This window comes from Gilliamella sp. HK2, from assembly GCF_001690265.1.
GTDB lineage: Bacteria > Pseudomonadota > Gammaproteobacteria > Enterobacterales > Orbaceae > Gilliamella > Gilliamella apicola_C.
Genome location: NZ_LZGV01000019.1, coordinates 1 through 21,712, shown reverse-complemented (window position 1 = coordinate 21,712; position 21,712 = coordinate 1). Strand labels below are relative to the sequence as shown.

At 34.3% G+C, this 21,712-nt stretch carries 21 protein-coding genes; 20 read left to right on the top strand and 1 reads right to left on the bottom strand.

Translation table 11 applies throughout. The features are described 5' to 3' along the window. Positions 1 to 143: 143 nt before the first annotated feature. The 5 genes from ppdD to A9G45_RS02035 all read left to right on the top strand — a co-directional run bounded on the left by ppdD (position 144) and on the right by A9G45_RS02035 (position 4,989). Positions 144 to 575 carry a prepilin peptidase-dependent pilin gene (gene ppdD / locus A9G45_RS02055; RefSeq protein ID WP_065566688.1) on the top strand — a complete coding sequence of 144 codons (432 nt, stop codon included), beginning with the start codon at positions 144 to 146 and terminating at the stop codon, positions 573 to 575. A gap of 40 nt (positions 576 to 615) precedes the next feature. Next, a complete protein-coding gene (locus A9G45_RS02050) occupies positions 616 to 1,725 on the top strand; it encodes an ATPase, T2SS/T4P/T4SS family (protein ID WP_065566687.1) in 1,110 nt (369 codons plus the stop codon). Beyond that, positions 1,722 to 2,897, top strand: a complete 1,176-nt coding sequence (locus A9G45_RS02045) for a type II secretion system F family protein (protein ID WP_081297785.1) — start codon at positions 1,722 to 1,724, stop codon at positions 2,895 to 2,897. The genes A9G45_RS02050 and A9G45_RS02045 overlap by 4 nt, the downstream gene beginning before the upstream one ends. Continuing rightward, positions 2,897 to 3,646 (top strand): prepilin peptidase, encoded by a 750-nt coding sequence (locus A9G45_RS02040; RefSeq protein WP_065566686.1) that lies wholly within the window; start codon positions 2,897 to 2,899, stop codon positions 3,644 to 3,646. Before A9G45_RS02045 ends, A9G45_RS02040 begins: the two co-directional genes overlap by 1 nt. 185 nt (positions 3,647 to 3,831) lie before the next feature. Then, positions 3,832 to 4,989, top strand: a complete 1,158-nt coding sequence (locus tag A9G45_RS02035) for a M20 aminoacylase family protein (RefSeq protein WP_065566685.1) — start codon at positions 3,832 to 3,834, stop codon at positions 4,987 to 4,989. A gap of 68 nt (positions 4,990 to 5,057) precedes the next feature. Here the strand turns inward: A9G45_RS02035 and ygfZ are convergent, their stop codons facing one another. After that, positions 5,058 to 5,933 (bottom strand): tRNA-modifying protein YgfZ, encoded by an 876-nt coding sequence (ygfZ, locus tag A9G45_RS02030; protein ID WP_065566684.1) that lies wholly within the window; start codon positions 5,931 to 5,933, stop codon positions 5,058 to 5,060. Between the two features lie 284 nt (positions 5,934 to 6,217). Between ygfZ and ilvI the strand changes: the two genes are divergently transcribed. From ilvI to A9G45_RS01960, 15 genes are all read left to right on the top strand, one after another. Next, the gene (gene ilvI, locus A9G45_RS02025; protein ID WP_065566683.1) at positions 6,218 to 7,936 is read left to right on the top strand and encodes an acetolactate synthase 3 large subunit; all 1,719 of its coding nucleotides are present in this window, start codon (positions 6,218 to 6,220) and stop codon (positions 7,934 to 7,936) included. Next, complete coding sequence (ilvN, locus tag A9G45_RS02020) at positions 7,936 to 8,430, top strand: acetolactate synthase small subunit (RefSeq protein ID WP_065566682.1); 495 nt, start codon at positions 7,936 to 7,938, stop codon at positions 8,428 to 8,430. Before ilvI ends, ilvN begins: the two co-directional genes overlap by 1 nt. A 708-nt stretch (positions 8,431 to 9,138) precedes the next feature. Further along, entirely contained in the window at positions 9,139 to 11,256 is a 2,118-nt protein-coding gene (locus A9G45_RS02015) for a TonB-dependent receptor (RefSeq protein WP_065566681.1), read from the top strand. Positions 11,257 to 11,861: 605 nt separating this feature from the next. Beyond that, the gene (gene pyrG, locus A9G45_RS02010; protein WP_065566680.1) at positions 11,862 to 13,499 is read left to right on the top strand and encodes a glutamine hydrolyzing CTP synthase; all 1,638 of its coding nucleotides are present in this window, start codon (positions 11,862 to 11,864) and stop codon (positions 13,497 to 13,499) included. A 46-nt stretch (positions 13,500 to 13,545) separates the two neighbouring features. Then, positions 13,546 to 14,847, top strand: coding sequence for a phosphopyruvate hydratase (eno, locus tag A9G45_RS02005; protein ID WP_065566679.1), 1,302 nt, complete (start codon positions 13,546 to 13,548; stop codon positions 14,845 to 14,847). 226 nt (positions 14,848 to 15,073) lie between these two features. Beyond that, on the top strand, positions 15,074 to 16,018 hold the full coding sequence (locus tag A9G45_RS02000) for a VirK/YbjX family protein (protein ID WP_065566678.1): 945 nt from the start codon (positions 15,074 to 15,076) through the stop codon (positions 16,016 to 16,018). A gap of 142 nt (positions 16,019 to 16,160) precedes the next feature. Continuing rightward, on the top strand, positions 16,161 to 17,069 hold the full coding sequence (locus A9G45_RS01995) for a lysine exporter LysO family protein (RefSeq protein ID WP_065566677.1): 909 nt from the start codon (positions 16,161 to 16,163) through the stop codon (positions 17,067 to 17,069). Positions 17,070 to 17,260: 191 nt separating this feature from the next. Continuing rightward, positions 17,261 to 17,404 carry a hypothetical protein gene (locus A9G45_RS14265; protein WP_176701624.1) on the top strand — a complete coding sequence of 48 codons (144 nt, stop codon included), beginning with the start codon at positions 17,261 to 17,263 and terminating at the stop codon, positions 17,402 to 17,404. A 70-nt stretch (positions 17,405 to 17,474) separates the two neighbouring features. Continuing rightward, positions 17,475 to 17,810 carry a hypothetical protein gene (locus tag A9G45_RS01990; protein WP_065567074.1) on the top strand — a complete coding sequence of 112 codons (336 nt, stop codon included), beginning with the start codon at positions 17,475 to 17,477 and terminating at the stop codon, positions 17,808 to 17,810. Between the two features lie 111 nt (positions 17,811 to 17,921). Then, positions 17,922 to 18,347: a hypothetical protein gene (locus tag A9G45_RS01985; protein WP_065567075.1), complete on the top strand. Its 426-nt coding sequence runs from the start codon at positions 17,922 to 17,924 to the stop codon at positions 18,345 to 18,347. A 35-nt stretch (positions 18,348 to 18,382) separates the two neighbouring features. Beyond that, positions 18,383 to 18,577, top strand: coding sequence for an SMI1/KNR4 family protein (locus A9G45_RS01980; RefSeq protein ID WP_065567076.1), 195 nt, complete (start codon positions 18,383 to 18,385; stop codon positions 18,575 to 18,577). 365 nt (positions 18,578 to 18,942) lie between these two features. After that, positions 18,943 to 19,428 (top strand): hypothetical protein, encoded by a 486-nt coding sequence (locus A9G45_RS01975; protein WP_065567077.1) that lies wholly within the window; start codon positions 18,943 to 18,945, stop codon positions 19,426 to 19,428. A gap of 103 nt (positions 19,429 to 19,531) precedes the next feature. Continuing rightward, positions 19,532 to 20,041, top strand: coding sequence for a hypothetical protein (locus tag A9G45_RS01970; RefSeq protein WP_065572353.1), 510 nt, complete (start codon positions 19,532 to 19,534; stop codon positions 20,039 to 20,041). 130 nt (positions 20,042 to 20,171) lie between these two features. Continuing rightward, positions 20,172 to 20,480 carry a hypothetical protein gene (locus A9G45_RS01965; protein ID WP_218056998.1) on the top strand — a complete coding sequence of 103 codons (309 nt, stop codon included), beginning with the start codon at positions 20,172 to 20,174 and terminating at the stop codon, positions 20,478 to 20,480. 153 nt (positions 20,481 to 20,633) lie between these two features. Continuing rightward, positions 20,634 to 20,990 carry a hypothetical protein gene (locus tag A9G45_RS01960; protein ID WP_065572352.1) on the top strand — a complete coding sequence of 119 codons (357 nt, stop codon included), beginning with the start codon at positions 20,634 to 20,636 and terminating at the stop codon, positions 20,988 to 20,990. Positions 20,991 to 21,712: the final 722 nt, after the last annotated feature.

The following is a 21,712-nucleotide window of genomic DNA, read 5'->3' as shown; positions in this document are numbered from 1 at the left end:
CTCATAGCTTGCACATTTAAAGTAATAATTCATTGCGTTATGGATTTTATTTTCCACGCTTAACACTTCGTTATTATTCCACTTTTTTGTTTTGCTATAAAGACTCTTTCTATTGAATCATTCATTGATATTTTGAGGTATTTATGGCTAAACAAGCGGGTTTTACTTTATTTGAACTGATGATTGCTATTATTGTGATTGCTATCTTAACGGCTATTGGTGTGCCTGCTTATCAAGGATATGTAAAAAAAGCTGCGTTGACAGATATGTTGCAAATCATGACGTCATATAAAACAGCCGTCGAAATCTGCGCAGTAGAACAAGGCAGTTTAACCAACTGTAGTAGTGGTAATAATGGTATACCGGCAAGCCGAACGTCTAATTATGTCACATCAATTACGGTCAATAACGGCGTTATTACCTTAGTTGGAACCAGTGCTTTAACTGGATTAACGGCCACATTAACACCAACAGTAAGTGCTACCCACGGTAATTTAGATTGGCACCGAGTTTGTACGACATCGCCAGCCGATGCTAGTTTAACCCGTGCTTGTGAAGATATTTTCAAATTTTGATGTTAACTCTTTAATCTTTTATGGATAAGGAAGCGCTTTTATGCAAGAAGATCAGCTCATTGAAAGTATTGACAAATTATTGCTTGAAGCATTAGATAAGCGAGCTTCGGATATTCATTTTGAGCCTTACCTGCATAGTTATCGTATTCGCATGCGTATTGATGGTGTTTTACATGATATGTTGTCACCACCTCTTGCATTGGCTAAACAAATAACCGCAAGATTAAAAATTATGTCTAAGCTAAATATTGCCGAGCACAGATTACCGCAAGATGGTCAATTGATCGTTGGTCGTTATACTATGCGTATTGCCACCTTACCAGTAATGAATGGTGAAAAAATAGTTTTAAGAGTTATGGATAATCATGAATCTGAACTAACCATTAATGATTTGGGATTAACAGATGAAGATCTTTTCCTATTCAAACAAATTTTAGACTATCCACAAGGATTGATATTGGTGACGGGACCAACTGGAAGTGGAAAAACGGTCACGTTATATAGCGCACTAAAACAATTAAATAAAATTGAGCGTAACCTTTGTAGTGTTGAAGACCCTATAGAAATTCCTCTTGAAGGTGTTAATCAAACGGCAATTAATCCCAAAGCTGGATTGACATTTGGTATCGTATTACGAGCCTTATTGCGACAAGATCCTGATGTGATGATGATAGGTGAGATCCGCGATCATGAAACGGCTGAAATTGCTATTCAAGCAGCACAAACAGGGCACTTAGTCTTATCAACTTTGCACACTAATTCTAGCATTGAAGCCATAACACGGTTAAATCAAATGGGTATTGAAAATTATTTACTTTCATCGAGCCTAAAATTAGTTATCGCTCAGCGACTAGTCCGAAAGCTGTGCCCACACTGTAAGGTTAGGGCAAGTGAGCTAATTAGATTGGGTAAAGAGCAAATAGCAAATTATCAAGCTTTGGGTTGCCCAAATTGTATTGGCGGTTATAAAGGGCGAATTGGACTATATGAATTTTTAGTTATTACCCCCGACATTCAAAAGCAAATATTAGCAAACCAAGTTATTTTGCCTTCAAATATGACGTCGTTAAAAATAGCAGGTCAAAATTTAATTAAGCAGGGGATCACAACCTTAGCGGAGTTAAATCGAGTCTTGGGAGATAAAGCATGAAAAGACTCTATTATTGGTATGATCTAGATTTTAATCAACATAAAATCATCGCTCAATCACAACAACTTGCTAAGCGTCAGTTATTACTGGAAGGTAAAATTGCTATTAAGATTAAAGCAGGCGCTATTATTACCGCACGCAGTTTTCACTGTGCTGATTTGCTAATAATTACCAAACAATTAGCTACTATGTTAAAAGCGGGTTTATCTATTATTGATACATTACATTTGTTAGTCCAAGAACAACCTAAACCGCATTGGCAATATTTGTTATCTGATATCAAGCAACAAATCGCTAAAGGTGAAGCATTGTCTCATGTACTACACCAACATCATTCGGTGTTTTCTCCTTTATATTGTGAAATTATCGCAGTTGGCGAGTTAACAGGACAACTTGATGAGAGTTTTGAACAGCTAGCATTATTGCTTGAAAAATCAATCAAATTACAAAAAAGTTTTAAAAAAGCAGTGCGTTACCCTCTGTTTTTATTATCGGTTGCGATGATCGTCAGTTTAGTCATGTTGCTATTTGTGTTGCCAAAATTTTCAGATATTTATCAAGATTTCGATGCTCAATTACCCGTTTTTACTCAATGTGTTATTGATTTTTCCAATAATTTGCAACAAAGTTGGTTAATGTGGTGTATAGGATTTATGGTCAGTTATTTTTGTTATAAACGCTATTTTAAAATGCGCTATCGACTGCAAATTGAAGCGATGATAATAAAATGCCCTATTGTTGGTAAGGCGGTTCAAACTAGTTGCTTAACCCAGATTTTTCAAACCATTGCGATTACTCAAAAAGCAGGTATACCATTATTAACAGGTTTAGCTGCAACAACGAATATCACTTATTACAGCCTTTATCGTAATAGTATTTTACAGATCATTGCGGGTATTGAACAAGGTTATTCATTTAGTCATGTTTTACACCAGCAATTATATTTTCCTAATTTATGCTCACAATTAATTCACGTCGGTGAAGAGTCAGGCACATTGGATTTAATGCTCGATAAGTTAGCAATCTATTATCAAGAACAAAATCAAGTCTTAATCGATAATTTATCGCAAGCTTTTGAACCACTACTTATGCTGGTATTAGCTTTAATTATTGGAAGCTTAATTGTAGCGATGTATTTACCAATATTTCAAATGGGTGATGTGATTCATTAATGCTAACGTTTATAATTATTTATTTCGGCCTGTGTATGGGTAGCTTTGTTTATGTTGCATACTGTCGCTATTTGCCAACACTGACACCATGCCAATATTTATGCCGTATTAGTGTTTATCGGTCAGCGTGTCCACATTGCCACAATAGGCTCAAAGCGTGGCAATTGGTGCCCGTTGTGTCTTGGTTAATATTAAAAGGGCACTGTTATTACTGTCATGCTAAGATTTCGCATCATTATCTTATTATAGAATTATTAGTAGCAACGCTATTTACTATTATTTATTTTGATTATGGTATTAACTATCAAAGTGGTATGTTGATGATTCTTAGTTGTTATTTTTTATTTTTAGCCTTAATCGATTTTAAATATTATTTATTACCTGATTTGTTTACTCAACCGTTGATGTGGGCTGGTGTAATCTTTTCCTATTTAGACATGGCAAATATCATCTTAACTGAGGCTCTATTAGGTATATTTTTGGGGTATCTATTATTAAAAGTCCCTGCTTCTTTATTTTATTTTGCCACTAAAAAACAGGGCTTAGGCGGAGGGGATATCAAATTGCTCGCAGCATTAGGCGCTTGGCTCCCTTATACAAGCTTACCCATGTTGTTGATTTTTTCCTCACTACTGGGGATGGTATATTATTTTTTGTTGCGATATGTACTTAATAAAAATACCTTAAAGATTATTCCATTTGGCCCTTTTTTATTAATTTCTGGTTATGCGATCTATTATTTTAGTTAAAATTTATTAATTATTAACCTGTTAACAATGTATAAATTTATTATCTTTTTCAATATATGTAAGATATAACTAAAATTGATATTCATAGTAAAAATAGTTATTTTTATAAAAGTGGGAATCACGTTATAGTGTTGATAAAAACAGCGTGTTATGCTGTAAGTTAGTTACCCATTAAGGAATCACTCATGATATCAAATAGTATTAATGATCTAAAAAGTGAAATGATAGCATGGCGTCATCATATTCACGCTCACCCCGAAACGGCTTTTGAAGAAGTCAAAACTACGCAATTTATTATCGAAAAACTGCAATCATTTGGTATTACTCAATTATATACGGATTTTGCGCCAACTGGCGTAGTTGGTGTTATTAAAGGCAATAAAGAAGGGCGATGGATTGCTCTGCGAGCTGATATTGATGCATTAGATATTATTGAAGAAAATAATATCGATTATTGCTCCACTATCTCAGGCAAAATGCATGGCTGTGGCCATGATGGGCATACGGCAATATTACTAGGTACAGCCAAATATCTTAGTGAGCATCGTGATTTTTCGGGCACAGTTGTTGTTATTTTTCAACCCGCTGAAGAAAATGAGGGTGGCGCTCGAGTTATGGTTGAAAATGGTTTATTTGATAGGTTTCCTATTGAAGCTGTATATGGTATTCATAATCAACCTAATATGCAGTTAAATCACTTTTACATTAACCACGGTCCAATGATGGCATCATATGATGTATTTGAAATTAAAATAACGGGTATTGGCGCGCATGCAGCAGCTCCTCATTTAGGTAAAGATACTATTTTAACGGCTACTCAGATTGTGAATGGTTTACAGAGTATTGTTAGCCGTAATGCTGATCCACTTAGCTCATTAGTCGTTAGCGTGACGCAAATTCACAGCGGGGATACTTGGAATGTATTACCTCAGCACGCAGTGATTCGTGGAACGGTTAGGGCATTTAATGCTCAAGTACAAGATATGGCTGAAAGTCGCATTAAACAAATAGCAACAGGTATTGCCGCAACATTTGAAGCCAAAGCCGAAGTCGATTATCAGCGACGTTATCCTGCGACAATCAATCACGCTAAACAAGCCAAAATTGCAATGACAGCCGCTAAAAAAGTCGTCGGTGAAGATCACTTGATCATCGATCCCAATCCGTCGATGGGGGCTGAAGACTTTGCCTTTATGTTGCAAAAAATTCCAGGCGCTTATGTTTGGTTAGGTGCAGGTAGTGGTGCTAATTTGCATAATCCAGCATTTAATTTTAATGATGAAGTGTTAACAACGGGGGTAAGTTATTTTGTAGCAATTGTTAACCAAGAACTTGCAAACTAATTTTAAAAGATGGGCATAAAGATAACTGGAATAAGCATTATATTATTCCAGTTTATCGCTAAAAATAACTAAAATGTCATTCGGCTGTTATCATTTCCATAAACTCTAAATGGGGTATTTAAATCAATCCCATTATTAAGTACAACTTGGACACAAACGCCGTCTTTTTCGTCTAATTTTGCAGCGGCTAATACAATTCCTCCTTCTCGCCAGCCACCAGCAAGCTTGTATTCAAGCGTGCTACCAATTTCAGGAAGAACATCACTGGTACCTTTTATTACATACATACCACGAGTATTAGCGCCGCGAAATTGTGCTCTTGCTACCATTTCTTGACCACAATAACAGCCTTTTTCAAAACTGATTGCATCATAAGATTGTAAATTACAGGCTTGCGGTAATAACGTTGCCATATTGTTATCATCAATAATAGGATAGCCTGCTTGTAAATCAAGTTTTAACCACTCATCGCATGGTAGTAAATCATCTTGAATAGGCTCTGGCGTTACCATTATAACGCGCATTTGTGGTAAAGGAAGTTTGATATAGGTAATGTTATTTTCAGTAAAACAGCTGATATTACTTAATTTGCTTGCAATTGTTGACGGAATCGCATTACCGACCAACCCAATTATATTCAAATCTTGGACTGGCTCAATAGTTACCTTAGAAAAAACAGCATATTTTGCTAGCTCAGCAATTTGTTTTTTTACAACGCTTTTACGCACGATATAGTAGATATCATCGCCTCGCTGAAATAACAGTAAAGTACTCCACATTCTGCCTTTATTATCACAATGAGCAGCATAGAGTGTTGCCTGTTCAGAAAGCCGATTAATGTCGTTAGTTATTTGCCCTTGCAGAAAAACTCGGTTATCTTGGCCTGAAACTTTAACTAATTGCCAATCAGCAAGGGAAGTTGGTTTAGAAAAAATATTGCTCATATTAGTACCTTTAGGTAATGAAGAATCCTAGTAACATGATGACTAGAAAAACTTAGGCTTTGAGTGTATATAAAAAATAAAAAATTAACAATCAAATCAACTAGCAATATTTAAATAAATAGGGATAGCTTATGAATATTATTCATGATATTGCAAAAATTAATTTTGTTAGCACCTAATTTTGCCTGTAATGTACTTAGTTAATTGACTTTATTGATTTTGTTTACAAGTTGATGCAAAATGATTCAGAAAATGACAAATCAGTTACATTGGAGGCAACAACCATGGCAAAACTGTCAGGTGCAGAAATGGTTATTCAATCTTTGATTGACCAAGGCGTAAAGCAGATTTTTGGTTATCCGGGTGGTAGTGTTCTTGATATTTATGATGCAATTCACACGTTAGGCGGCATTGAACATATTTTAGTTCGTCATGAACAAGCAGCGGTACATATGGCAGACGGTTATGCTAGAGCAACAGGTGATGTCGGCGTTGTATTAGTTACCTCAGGCCCTGGGGCAACCAATACAATTACTGGTATTGCAACCGCTTATATGGACTCTGTGCCATTAGTTATTTTGTCTGGTCAAGTCGCCAGTAACCTAATTGGTAATGATGCATTCCAAGAATGCGATATGATCGGCATTTCACGCCCCATTGTTAAACATAGTTTTTTGATTCAAGACAGTAAAGATATTCCAGAAACTATCAAAAAGGCGTTTTATATCGCTTCGACTGGACGACCAGGCCCAGTGGTGATTGATTTGCCAAAAGATATTGTTAATCCAGCTAATAAATATCATTATCACTACCCAAAATCTGTCTTAATGCGATCTTATAATCCAACTATTCAAGGACATAAAAAGCAGATCAAAAAAGCATTAACGACGCTATTAACTGCAAAAAAACCAGTGTTGTTTATCGGCGGGGGGGCAATTGCATCTGATGCAAGTCAGGAAATTAAAACGCTGGCTGAAAAACTCAATTTACCTGTTACTTCAACATTAATGGGGATTAGCGCTTTTCCTTGTACCGATAAACATTATCTTGGCATGATTGGTATGCATGGCGTCTATGAAGCCAATATGGCTATGCATAACGCTGATGTGATTTTTGCAATTGGTGCTCGTTTTGATGATCGAACTACCAACAATGTTGAAAAATATTGCCCAAAAGCCAAGATTATTCATATTGATATTGATCCTACTTCTATTTCTAAAACTATTTTGGCTTCGATCCCTGTGGTGGGTGATGCAAAAGTTGTTCTTGAAACGATGTTGTCAATGTTAGATGAATTAAATACTGAACGTGATCTTGATGCTTTGATTGATTGGTGGAAGCAGATCGAACACTGGCGCGCTCGTCACTGTTTAGCTTATAGTCATGAAGGGCAAAGCATCAAACCACAAGAAGCAATTGAAGTATTATATAAATTGACCAAAGGGGATGCCTTTGTGGCAACCGATGTAGGGCAACATCAAATGTTCACGGCACTTTATTACCCGTTTGATAAACCACGCCATTTTATTACCTCAGGTGGACTTGGCACGATGGGATTTGGTTTGCCAGCAGCGCTTGGTGTTAAATTAGCATTTCCTAAAAAAACCGTTGTTTGTGTGACAGGTGACGGTAGTATTCAAATGAATATACAGGAGCTTTCAACAGCTTTGCAATATGGTTTGCCTGTACTAGTTTTAAATTTAAATAACCGTTTTTTAGGAATGGTTAAGCAGTGGCAAGATATGATTTATGCTGGCCGACATTCGAGTTCTTATATGGAGTCCCTTCCTGATTTTGCTAAAATTGCAGAAGCTTATGGCCATGTAGGTATAGTAATAACTAAGCGTGAAGAGCTTGAGCCTAAACTTAAACAAGCACTGGAAATTAAAAACCGTTTGGTTTTTGTTGATGTCATGACTGATGCTACTGAACATGTTTACCCAATGCAAGTGCGAGGTGGCGCAATGAACGAAATGTGGCTTAGTAAAACGGAGAGAACCTAATGCGTTATATATTATCAATTTTAACTGAAAACGAACCAGGCGCATTGTCACGAATTATTGGCTTGTTTTCACAGCGGGGTTTTAATATTGAAACAATAACCACCGCACAAACTGAAGACCCAACTATGCATCGTATGACAATCCAAACCACAGGCGATGAGCATGTGCTTGAACAGATCCAAAAACAGTTGCATAAATTGGTTAATGTTTATCGCGTGCATGATTTAACCGAAGGACCACATGTCGAGCGAGAAATCATGCTAGTCAAAGTTGCCGCAAAAGGTGCTGATGCGCGTGACGAAGTAAAACGTTGTGCCGATATTTTTAGGGGATCGATCGTGGATGTCACCGCAACGCATTATATTGTGCAATTATCGGGCACCAGTGAAAAGCTAGACTCATTTTTAGCTTCAATTCGCGAAACATGTAATATTGTTGAAATGGTTCGATCAGGGATCATTGGTTTATCGCGTAGTGAAAGAACAGTCAAATAACTGTATTTTTAGTTAATATATTTAATTAAGGCGCGTTGTGTGCCTTAATTTAAGCACAAGAAAATTTGAAATCATTCATATAAAAAGAATAGGTGCTATTCATCTAGAATCGATAAGCCAGAAAAGGCTTATTTCATTGATATATTAAATAATATTCGTAATTTTCCTTCTCGGCAAAATATTAGATAATACTCGACGTTATAAATATATTATTTAGGTAATGCTGCTTTTCATTTTATTTTGGCGATATTGAGCCATCAGCTGAGTGTCGATAAACTTGATTATAATAGATTTAAATATATTCAAGGCGATAATTTTTACTGTTATCGGTTTACCTGCACCTGATTTTCCTCATCCCTTTATCAAGCATAATTTAGCAATAGTTAAATGGTTAAGGATTTCGGCTAACCAAAGACAGGTATTGATAAAGCATTGTCAACCGTCTGTTATCTGAACACTGTACTGACTTTTTTGGGCATAATGTTTTCCTCTGATTTTTATTTATATTATTGAGATGACTTTTACTTATTTTTTCGATAATAATTTATGTCTATTCTTCGCCATAATTTTTCCAATCACTATAAACAATGTAAGCGTTTTCCTGCAAATTGCTCAAAATTCATAAAATAAGTTGATAATGCAAATGATAATAGTTATCATTACGATTAATTTTTAGGTTTGATAAAACAATAAAAGATAGGAAAAACAATGAAATTCGTTAATCAATTAACCATATTCGGCTTATTGAGTACAGCATCGGTTATTGTTTGTGCTCAGGAAAATATTAAAGATGATACTAATATCGAGACCATGAAAGTTATCGCTAATGTTAAAGATAATAATGATCAGCGGATAAAAAAATCATCAACAGCGACAAAAATGCCTTTTGATATCAAAGATGTTCCGCAAACGATCAATTCAGTGAATCTTGAGCAACAGAAAATTTATGGGCAAAGTGATTTAGATGTAATAGTAAATAAATTGCCTGGAGTTGATACAACATATGATATGCGTGATGAGGGGGTAAAAATTCGCGGTTTTTCGGCAAGCTCTGGTGATATTTATCGTGATGGCGTTCGTGCTAGTGGGCAGGTTAGGCAAAGTACTGCAAATATAGAACGAATAGAAGTATTGAAAGGTCCTGCATCTGTGCTTTATGGACGGGGTTCGGGTGGTGGAATAATTAATATGATTAGTAAACAAGCTAATTTTGATTCACCAACAACCTTAAGCTTACGTGGAGGTTCATGGGATAAATATGGTGGTATGATTGATATTAATCATATTTTACATGATAAACTGGCGATGCGAATGACTATTGATCATCAATCAGATAAAAGTTTTCGTAAAGGGATTAAGCAAAGAGATACAATGGTGTCGCCAAGCCTACTTTATGATAATTTAGAGGGATTTAATTGGTTAGTTCAATACACGCATGATCATTTGTGGCGTAAACCTGATCGGCCGCCAGCTTATTATGATTTACCCAAAGGCGTGTCAACTAAAACGTCTTATGCTCATCCAGATGATTATGTGAAAGATAATTTTAGTTCATTACGCTCTGTTATGGGATTTGCATTTAATCATGATTGGTCAATTAAATTAACGAATTTATACCGCCAAGCAGCTCAAAACTTCGATCACATTTATGCGGGTAGTTATTGCCATTTAAATGGAAAATTGAACAACGGCAAAGCTTGTGTCCATCCGGGGAAGTTGCAATTTCGCCACGCTTGGCAAGAGACAGCCAATAAAACCTATAGCAATACTGTTGATTTAATGGGAAAATTTAATACGGCCAGTATTGTTCATGATATGCTTATTGGTGTGGAATATAACATTGAAAAACGTCAGCCAAGATTAGCCTTAACAAGCGCTTATCCTGAGGCCGTTGATCCTTTTCATCCTCATTGGCATTCCCAAAAGCCTCATTACAATAAATTAAATACCAAAACTAACCATAAAGCAACATCGACAGGCTTTTATTGGCAAGATTTAATCAGTTTTACAACGCAGTGGAAGTTACTGGCAGGATTACGTTATGACGATTATAAATTTGCATCAGACGATAAATTAAAACACCAAAATCGTTCAGATGATGGACACACGTTAAGTCCTCGAGTTGGTTTAATTTGGCAACCTATAGAATCACAGAGTTTTTATGTTTCTTATAGTAAAAATTTTGCACCTTATGGCGGGCGTGGGCTTATTACTATATCTACTGACTCAAAAACAGTTTATGATGATAAACCTCAATATTCACGCCAGTATGAAGTTGGTGTCAAAAGTGATTGGTTAGATGATAAGCTTTCTTCTCAAATAGCCCTTTATGATCTTGAATTATACAATGTCCGTTATCAACCTGATGCTATTAACGATCCTTATAATTGGGCGGTTAAAGGTAGTGATCGTAGCCGAGGCATAGAGTTAAGCCTTATTGGTCAGTTGGCATCAAAATGGTATATAAATAGTGGTATTGGTTATCAACAAGCCAAAGTTCACAAAGATAAAAAAACACCGGCCAACCAAGGAAAATATTTGCCTAATACTGCTAAAAATAGTGGTTATTTAAGCATTCGTTATTTACCTTACGATAATTGGTTTACAGAATTGGAAGTCAATTATAAAGGAGCTATGTATAACGATGATAAAAATCAATTTAAACGTGCTGGTTATAGTGTATGGAATGCTGCGGTTGGTTATCAATTGCCATCCTTTGAGGTAACGTTGGCATTCACTAATTTGTTAGGTAAAGCATATTGGCGCTCAAGTAGTATGCCAGGCACTCCGAGAGCTTTCTTGCTGACTGCAAGTTATAAACTATAAAGTGATATAAAAAAACAAATACTGAATTATTTGAGGATTAAAATTGGTAAATAATTATAAGTAATATAATTCAGTATGTTGTTAATAAATTTAGGGCATTTAGGCAAAAAATAAGTTAATTGGCATTTTTCTATACAGCACAAAAGCAAGTAGTTTAATGTCGAATGTAGATGCTAATAATTTAGCAATTGAATTATTGTCTAAAAATTTCAAGTGAATAAAACATGAATTGAATAAAAATGGTTAAAAATTTTATTTTTTCAATAAGATAAATTCCTTAATAGACTGTGTTATTCAAACAAAGGGTTTTTACGAACATTAAAATGGTTAAAAATTGCTGATGAATGTATAAAATGCCACTAAAAAGAATAACTCGATTAATATAGGTATAATAAATTCTCAATGTATTAATAAAAAGTTGTTCCTTTAAAAAATAAATTTTGCTAACGCGCTTAAAGAAACAGTTAAAATTAATTATTCAATTGTGAGACAAAGTAGATTCTGTTATACTAATTTCCCGTCTGATTCATCGTATATTGCTTTGGTTTTTAAGGTTTAAAATCAGTGCGATATTATTCTATTAAATTAATAATGGTCTGGTATTAATGGTCACGAATTATATTTTTGTTACAGGCGGTGTCGTTTCTTCACTTGGTAAAGGCATTGCCGCAGCATCATTAGCTGCAATTTTAGAAGCCCGCAATTTAAAAGTCACCATGCTCAAACTTGATCCCTATATTAATGTCGATCCAGGCACAATGAGTCCTATTCAGCATGGTGAAGTATTTGTGACTGAAGATGGTGCCGAAACTGATCTTGATTTAGGGCATTATGAGCGCTTTATTCGCACTAAAATGACGCGAAAAAATAACTTCACGACTGGACGCATTTATTCTGATGTGTTACGTAAAGAGCGTCGCGGTGATTATTTAGGTGCGACGGTGCAAGTCATTCCACATATCACTAATGCAATTAAGTCACGAGTGATTGATGGAGCAAAAGGATTTGACGTTGCGATTGTCGAAATTGGTGGTACGGTAGGTGACATTGAATCACTGCCATTTTTAGAGGCGATCCGTCAATTAGCGGTTGATGTTGGTCGTGAGCATACCCTATTTATGCACCTAACATTAGTGCCATATTTAGCTTCAGCAGGTGAAGTGAAAACTAAACCAACACAGCATTCAGTAAAAGAATTATTGTCAATTGGTATTCAACCTGATGTATTAATTTGTCGCTCCGATCGTATTATCCCTGCTCATGAACGCGCTAAAATCGCGTTATTTTGTAATGTGCCTGAGCGCGCTGTTATTTCGCTTAAAGATGTCGATTCTATCTATAAAATTCCGGCATTATTAAAATCGCAAAACTTGGATACTTTTGTTTGCAAACGATTTAATCTTGAATGTAAAGAAGCCGATCTTTCTGAGTGGGAGCAAGTCATTTATGAAGAAGCCAACCCTGTTGGTGAAGTCACTATTGGTATGGTGGGTAAATATATTGCTTTGCCAGATGCCTATAAATCTGTCAATGAAGCTTTAAAACATGGGGGGTTAAAAAACCGTTTAACCGTTCATATCCGTTATATTGACTCGGAAGATCTTGAATCTCGAGGTGCAGAATTACTTCAAGGTTTAGATGCGATTTTAATCCCTGGCGGATTTGGTTATCGTGGTGTCGAAGGTAAAATTATGGCTGCTCGCTATGCGCGTGAAAACAAAATCCCATATTTAGGTATTTGCCTTGGCTTACAAGTGGCTATTATTGAGTATGCACGTAATATTGCTGGTATTAAAGATGCTAACTCAACTGAGTTTGTTAAAGATTGCTCAAATCCAATCATTGCTTTAATCACGGAATGGAGCGATAAATCAGGTAACGTTGTTCAACGCAGTGAAGATAGTGATTTAGGTGGTACGATGCGATTAGGCTCACAAATTTGTCATTTAGAGCCAGATTCATTAGTATTTGATATGTATAAGAAAGAGTCAATTACTGAGCGCCACCGCCATCGTTACGAGGTAAACAACAATTTATTACCAGAAGTGGTTAAGGCAGGGTTAAAAGTCACTGGTCTTTCAACAGATAGAAAGTTGGTTGAGATCATTGAAATTCCAGACCATCCATGGTTTGTTGCTTGTCAGTTCCACCCTGAATTTACTTCAACACCACGAGATGGGCACCCACTGTTTAGTAGTTTTATAAAAGCTGCCAAAGCATACCAAGAGCAGCAACAAAAATAGTTTTGAATTAATATATATCAATATCTGTCATATAGAGGAAAATAACATGGCAAAAATCGTTAAAGTACATGGTCGTGAAGTCATCGACTCTCGTGGTAACCCAACTGTTGAAGCTGAAGTTCATTTAGAGGGCGGTTTTGTTGGTCTGGCAATCGTTCCATCAGGTGCATCAACAGGTTCTCGTGAAGCGCTAGAACTTCGTGATGGTGACAAATCTCGTTTCTTAGGAAAAGGCGTATTAAAAGCAGTTGAAAACGTAAATGGTCCAATTGCTAAAGCAGTTGTTGGTAAAGATGCGTTAGATCAAGCAGTAATCGACCAAATCATGCTTGATTTAGATGGCACCGATTTTAAATCTAACTTAGGTGCTAACTCAATTCTTGCTGTATCTTTAGCAACAGCTAAAGCAGCAGCAGCCGCTAAAGGTGTTCCGCTTTATCAACACATTGCGGATCTTAATGGCACTCCAGGTCAATACTCAATGCCATTACCTATGATGAACATCATCAATGGCGGTGAGCACGCAGATAACAATATCGACCTTCAAGAATTCATGATTCAACCAGTTGGTGCTAAATCAGTACGTGAAGCAATCCGTATGGGTTCTGAAGTATTCCACAACTTAGCTAAAGTGCTTCACGCTAAAGGCATGAATACTGCTGTTGGTGACGAAGGTGGTTTTGCGCCTAACTTAGGCTCAAATGCTGAAGCTTTAGCTTGCATTAAAGAAGCAGTAGAAAAAGCTGGTTACGTATTAGGTAAAGATATTACTTTAGCGATGGACTGTGCAGCTTCTGAATTCTACAACAAAGAAACTGGTAAATACGTATTAAAAGGTGAAGGAAATAAAGAGTTCACCTCTCAAGAATTCACTCACTATTTAGAAAGCTTAACTGAGCAATATCCAATCGTATCAATTGAAGATGGTTTAGACGAAAGCGATTGGGATGGTTGGGCATACCAAACTAAAGCATTAGGTCACAAAATCCAATTAGTTGGTGACGATCTATTTGTTACTAACACTAAAATCTTCAAACAAGGCATTGAAAAAGGTATCGCTAACTCAATCTTAGTTAAAGTTAACCAAATCGGTACATTAACTGAATCTATTGCTGCAGTTAAGATGGCTAAAGATGCTGGTTATACTGCGGTTATTTCTCACCGTAGTGGTGAAACTGAAGATTCAACAATTGCTGATTTAGCTGTTGGTTTAGCTGCTGGCCAAATCAAAACGGGTTCAATGAGCCGTTCTGATCGTGTTGCTAAATACAACCAATTAATCCGTATTGAAGAAGCTTTAGGTTCAAAAGCACCATTTAACGGTTTAAAAGAAGTTAAGGGTCAATAATTAGTTTTTGATAAACTAAATTATCACTTATAAAAACGGTGACTAGTTCACCGTTTTTTATTTTCATATAATTTAATCCTGCTTAATGTAGGAATAGTTGCACCAACTAAGGTTGTGTTGTACTCTTACCGTTTGATTGTTTATGGCTTTTGAAAAATCAATATGTATTGATTAATAAGCCTCCTTATAATTGATAAAATAACTAACTCGATTTAAAGCTCTACTTATGAATAATATTACGAATATGTCTCAGCCAAAAAGTAAATGGCAACTCTTTAACTGGCTTTATACTGGTAAACTACCGCTAAATGAATTATGGCTTAACTCGACCTATCGTTATAAGTTTTTTTTAAGAACCTTGTTTTTAAGCCCAATAACTTTAAAATGGCTTGATAAATTAAGACAGTACCCGTTACTTGGCTATTACTTTTCGTGTCAAACAAATTTACCGTGTAAATTGCAACGACCTTATTTGGCATCTTGTCTAAGTCAAAAAGCGCGATATGATGCCTTAGTCTATCATTATGATTTTTTAGCAAAACAGCCTGATAGCTTGACTAAAGCATTTTACAACCCGCAATCACCTTTTATACTGGCAGATATGTCGGTTAAAAATGAAACCAATATCCAAATTGCGGTTCAAGCTCGTAACAAATTTGCGAGGGAAGGTGAAATTAGTCTTTATTTTTATGATAGTGATGGAATTGATTTAGCAACATTAACATTTTCCATTATTGAATATCAAGGCAAGCCCACTCTTTTCATTGCAGGATTACAAGGTACTGGCTACTCTGATGCACGCACGCGTGTACAAAAAGCAACTAAAGCATGTTATGGGCTATTTCCTAAGCGCATTGCTGTTGAAGCAGCATTAATCATTGCACGTTATTATCACTTAACACAAATTATTGCTGTAGGGAACAAAACTCACATATACAACAATTGGCGCTATAATAGTCGTCAGGAACGTATTTTGTCTGATTATGATGAATTTTGGTTAACTATTGATGGCAAACAAGATGCTCAAGGTTTATTTTTACTACCCAGCCAAATTCATCGAAAATCAATTGAAGAAATCGCTAGCAAAAAACGTTCAGAATACCGTAACCGTTATATACTGTTAGATCAACTTCAAGCCAAAATAGAAGAACAATTAACATCATTAAAATAAATTTGTTATTTTAATGCACTTAAGTACTTCTAAAACGAATACAAATAAATCGCTTGTATTAAATTCACACAAGCGATGTTAAAATCCAATAAACCCATTTTTTATAGTATAAATACAAAAATAAACTGTTAAGGAATATAAAATGTATTTTGGTATTCTTATTGCGCTAGTGCCTTTATGTATAGGCTATTTGATTAAATTAAATGAACCGAATTGGATTACCAAAATTAACCAAACCTTAAGCTGGATGGTTTATTTTATTCTGTTTATTATGGGTAGCGAGCTTGCCTGCTTAGATAATCTTACTGCTAACTTACAAATTATTCTATTTTATACTGGTATTATTTTTCTATGCACATTTGGTGGCAATTTTATCTTTTTGATATTGATTGAGCGGTGTTTTCCTTCGCAAGCTTCAAGTACAGTTCAAACTTATGAATCTCGCTTTAAAATGATCTTAGAGTCATTACGAGTTTGCATTGCGCTAGCTCTTGGTTTTGTTGTGGGGTTATTGCCACTTTTTATTTGGCAATATAGCGAAGATATTACCAAGGTTGTACTCGTTTTTTTATTGCTATTAATTGGAATTCAACTACGTAGCAATAATATTTCACTAAAACAAATTTTGCTCAATAAAGTGGGGATCGTGACAACGATTATAGTTGTCATTAGTGCATTTTTAGGTGGTATTATTGCTGCATTAATATTAGGCCAACCAATACATGTTGGGTTAGCAATGTCATCAGGATTTGGTTGGTATTCGTTATCAGGCATCTTAATGACTGAAGCTCATGGACCAATTATTGGTAGTACTACTTTTCTAAACGACATTTTGCGTGAACTATCTGCTATCATATTAATTCCAACTTTAATAAAACGCTATAAATTTACCGCACTTGGTTTATGTGGCGCCACCTCAATGGATTTCACATTACCCATGTTGCAAAAAGGAGCAGGGGTAACCATAGTGCCTCCAGCAATTGTTCAAGGCTTTTTATTAACATTGATTATGCCAATATTTATGACGCTATTTAATTATGGAATTGCTTAAAAAATCAATATAATAAGCAATATTAACTAACTCTTTTTATAAAAGATATTTTAAAATATTCTCAATAGACCAAGGGGCTTGTAGCCTCTACCTATTTTGTGTAGGAGTGAACCTTTCAATTGCTTAAAATAGTATGATTTTAATACTGCCTTTCAAATAAAATTTGAAGCAAAATAGAATGAAGAGTCAAAATGATAACGATTAATACATTAACGCAAAATAAAAAACTATCCGATCCTGAAGATATAATAGAATTTTTTGATAAGATTTGTGAATGCATACCTTGTGAATCAGAACTACACATAAAACTGGAGCGAAAGCTTTGTTGTCATTAATACTATTTGCCACTGGCAAAGTGATGGTTGGTGTAATCTTTTATGGAATTTTTCTATAGCAAAATATATTGTGCCAGCAATGCAAGCTGTCAATTTATCAGCAATTGCGGAAGCTATTGAACAGGTCGAACAGACCTATCCTATTTCCTATACAGAATGTAAAGACCAAGCAGAATTATTGGGGTTAGCTAATTTTATTGAAAACCCTCGACGAAAGCGCAAATATATATACTCTGAAAGACTATTAGCTATTTCACAAGAACAACGTCAAATTTATTCACAAAATTTTAATACTAAACTGAAAATATTAGATGATTTAGTCACACCTTTATGGGATTATCAAGCGCCAGAACAAGAAATTTGGCAACCTGTCATTGATTTTATAAATCAACATAACACCCATTAAATCTTAAAACATACAGTGTAATTTTTTTATGAATTTTTTAGGTCATGATAAAGTATTTGTCTAGTGATATTGCTTGTAATAGGAAAAATATAATATTAATTTAGGCTGCTGATGATGAATAAAGAGTGGAAACCATTATTTCAAATACAATTGATTCATGTCATTAATAAATTACGAATTCATGGGCTTCATATTGGTGCGCCTGATTCAGTTATTTATGAAATAATGGGAGAGCCAGAGTTGCCTACCACAAAACTAAATAAAAAAACAAAAATATATTGTCATATATATGGTAATGTTACTATTTATTCAGAAAATAACATTGTGATAGCGATAGATATTGATTTGCATGGTGTTAGAAAAAAAGTGGTTGATTTTGGCGAAGTAGCTAACTGGAAACTTAATGATTGGCTGGCATTATCTAAACAAAAAGGCTGGCATGTTAATAACATATATAATGTGATACAGCTTGAGGGAAATGGCATCGTTATCGGTTTATCTCAAGAAGGTAAAGTAGGCGTGGTATCAATTAGATAATACGTATCAATCAAAATATATCATTTGATAAAGGCATGACTGCCACGGAAATTAAACATGCAGAAGAATATTATCAAATTACTTTTCCATCTGAATTAAAATCATTTTTAATGGAAATATTGCCCACTTCGCCCGGTTTTTATTATTGGAATGATTATACGCTTGAAAATCAAAACTACATTCGACAAGCCTTACATGCTCCTATCCATGCGCTTTTATTTGATATTTAATATAATCATTTATGGTTACCAATTATTGGGGAACCGAGACAGAAAAACGAGAAGATAAATTAACAAGAGCGACACAACAATTAGCCCCAGTTTTATCAGTGTAGAACATTGATATTATTTATTATGGCACAAATCTTTAGAACTATTTTGATTTTCAATTTGGTAAAATAAATTGCTCAGATATTGATATTTTCAAATATAGCATCAGCACCTTTTTGATTAGAATTCATTGAATAACATTGCGTATATTTTTATGTGCGCATTTTTATTAAGCACATAGTTAAATTAAACACATAACATTAAGCATGTTATCACAAAAAATAAAGCTGTTGCTGTAGCCAATTTATTTATAGGAAAATTAAGATATGAATATTAGTTTAGTTATTAACGATAAACCCCCTGAATTGGATGAATTTTTAGATCAGGATGAAATGGAGCTATCCTCTTTTGAATTTGCTCTTGTTGAGTTATCTCAATATATTAATGGATTGATACATATCACATTTAAAAATGGGTTAAACGTTACTTTAGATCTGTTTTCTGATTTTTTGATCTGTTTAGATGACATTATTAACTCAATAAATGCGGCCAAATTATCACACACTAAAAAAGAAACAATATGGTTTTGTGAACAAGGATCTGATTTTTATTTATACTATGAAGTGAAAGATGAAACGATCCTTTTATCATATAAACAAGGTAAATCTACTGGAATGCCGAATAAATTACTACCTGATTTTTCTATAGAAGTTGATTCATTAGCATATATTAGAAATTGGGAAAACATTTTTCAGGCGTTAATAATCGTTTTTGAAGAAAAACTTCAAAAGAAAATAGCTATCCCTTTTTGAACATGAATAAATATAAACGTCTTTTCTTTTCTATAAAAAGTTTAAATACAAAAATTGAATCGATAACACAATAAATAATTGAATAAAAATTTGGGAGCCAGATATGGTTAAAACAATACATATTGACGTTGATTTTAATGGGATAATTATTTTTGATTATCCAGGAATACTGACTCTTTTTGGCGGGAAAATAGAGAATGGAAAAAACATTCTTCAAGAATTTACAACCACAGATAAAGGTGATGTTGTGCTTGATGAAGGTATTGCCTTACCTATCATGGGGATTGATGATGGTGGCTATATCGTTCGATTGTTTTTAAATGAAATGCCCAGTAATGATAATAGGCGTGTAATATTCAGTGATAAATATTTTTATCTTAATATCACTGGCGATTTATATATTGCCGATATGGCAACTTTTTGGGAATGGGAAGAATATACTGGTTGGAATAAGGCTAATATTCCCAAAGGTACCTATAAAGTCAACTTAGAAGGAGTGCATTTAGAAAAAGACGGCGATATTCAATATTGTTATGATTTAATTTTAGAAAAAATAAATAAGCTTGGTATAAGAAAAATTGAACCGCGCTCAGATGCTAGACTAAGCAAGTGATTGATAGGAGAATTACTGCGCTAAAACAAGATTTAAGTGTATTAATAATATTATCATTTATGATAAGATAAAAATAAAATTCATAAAAATTAATTAGATATTAATCCATATGTTAAATAGGGGTAACAATATGGACAGCTTAAGTATTGATGTTAAAATTGACTGGACGCCTATACAACAAGGTGGAAAGAAGACAATTCCAATAAATATAAAATATTATGTAATTACTCAGCCAATGAAAGGTAAAAGTGGTGATATATCATCTTGGTCATTAGTGTTAAATGTGCAACGTTGCGAACTATTAGAACCCGACCAAAGAGTTGGCTTTGGAAAAGCCTATTTTTTAGTAGAGGATGCGCCAAGTTTTTTACTCGAAAAAGGATTTACAATGAATATTTATGAAGGTTCTAAGCTAGTTGGCAAAGCTGAAGTGCTTTAACTTATTCAACTTTTAAACAATAAACGACAATATTATTATAAACGACAATGTTACTATAAACGCTAAAATATTTAATATGTTATCTGTATGGCAATGGTTAATAGCGGTCTTTAAATATTCGACTGTTGCCTTTTAATTAAAAATAGAGGGGATATGAATACAAAAGAAATACAAACAAAATACGGTATTATTTACACACGAAATGCATTAATTTTATCTGAGGTTAAATTAGAATGTTATCCATTCACCTTGGTTGTTGATACGTCATTGTCATTGGCAGGTTGCAAACCAGAGATTTTAAATGTTCCTGAAGTTAAAGTGACATTTATGTTTAATGATATTGACCGTTTGTCTATTTATAAAATAGATGAGTATCCCTACGAAAAATATTCAAAATCTAGTTTTGATTTAGTCGATGAAGTTCATAAAGCAGGTAAACAACGCATAATACTTAGCACTTATGATCATATTTTTGATGTAATTGGTAGGTATGAAATCAAATATTATTAATCTATAACATAGCTACAGATAGAAATTTAATTTTTTTGATTAATTAAATGCGATTAAACGAACAAAAATAAATATGAACGAAAATATACTCTACAAATTATTTAAAAAATAAACCCTCTTTATTAGCATATGATGATGAGCTAACACTGATAAGTATTATGATGAAATTACCGATGAGCTGGATAATGAAAAATAAGGATGAATTTCTTAACACATTAAACTAGCTATCTAGCTCACACACATAGGGTTGCGGATTTTTACAACAAAGTAAAAACGATGATTTAATTTTTGATAATTTTTGTCACTGACTAGTTGAAGTAAATAGTAAAACAAACACCTCTGCAATCATTTATATTGATGCTTTTTAACCAAAAAATTAGGATTGGATGAGCTGAGCGAAAATAACAAATGTGAGTAAAAATATCATTTATTAACTTTTTTATCAAGCCAATAGAATAAGCTGGGTGAAAATAAAAAATTCAATAAAATCAATAACTTTTCTGAATGGCTTTTAAGCACTAAAATGACTGATAATAATAAAATCAACATGTTGATTATTAAAGCTAATTAATTTAGCTAATCATTGTGACTATAAGCCAAGCAAAATAAGCGGTATTTTGGTATTATCGTTAATATATAATTTTTACAACTTAATGGCGTGTAATTACTATGGGTAAAGCGCAAGAATTAATAAAACAAGCCGAAAGGCTCGCTTTACTTCC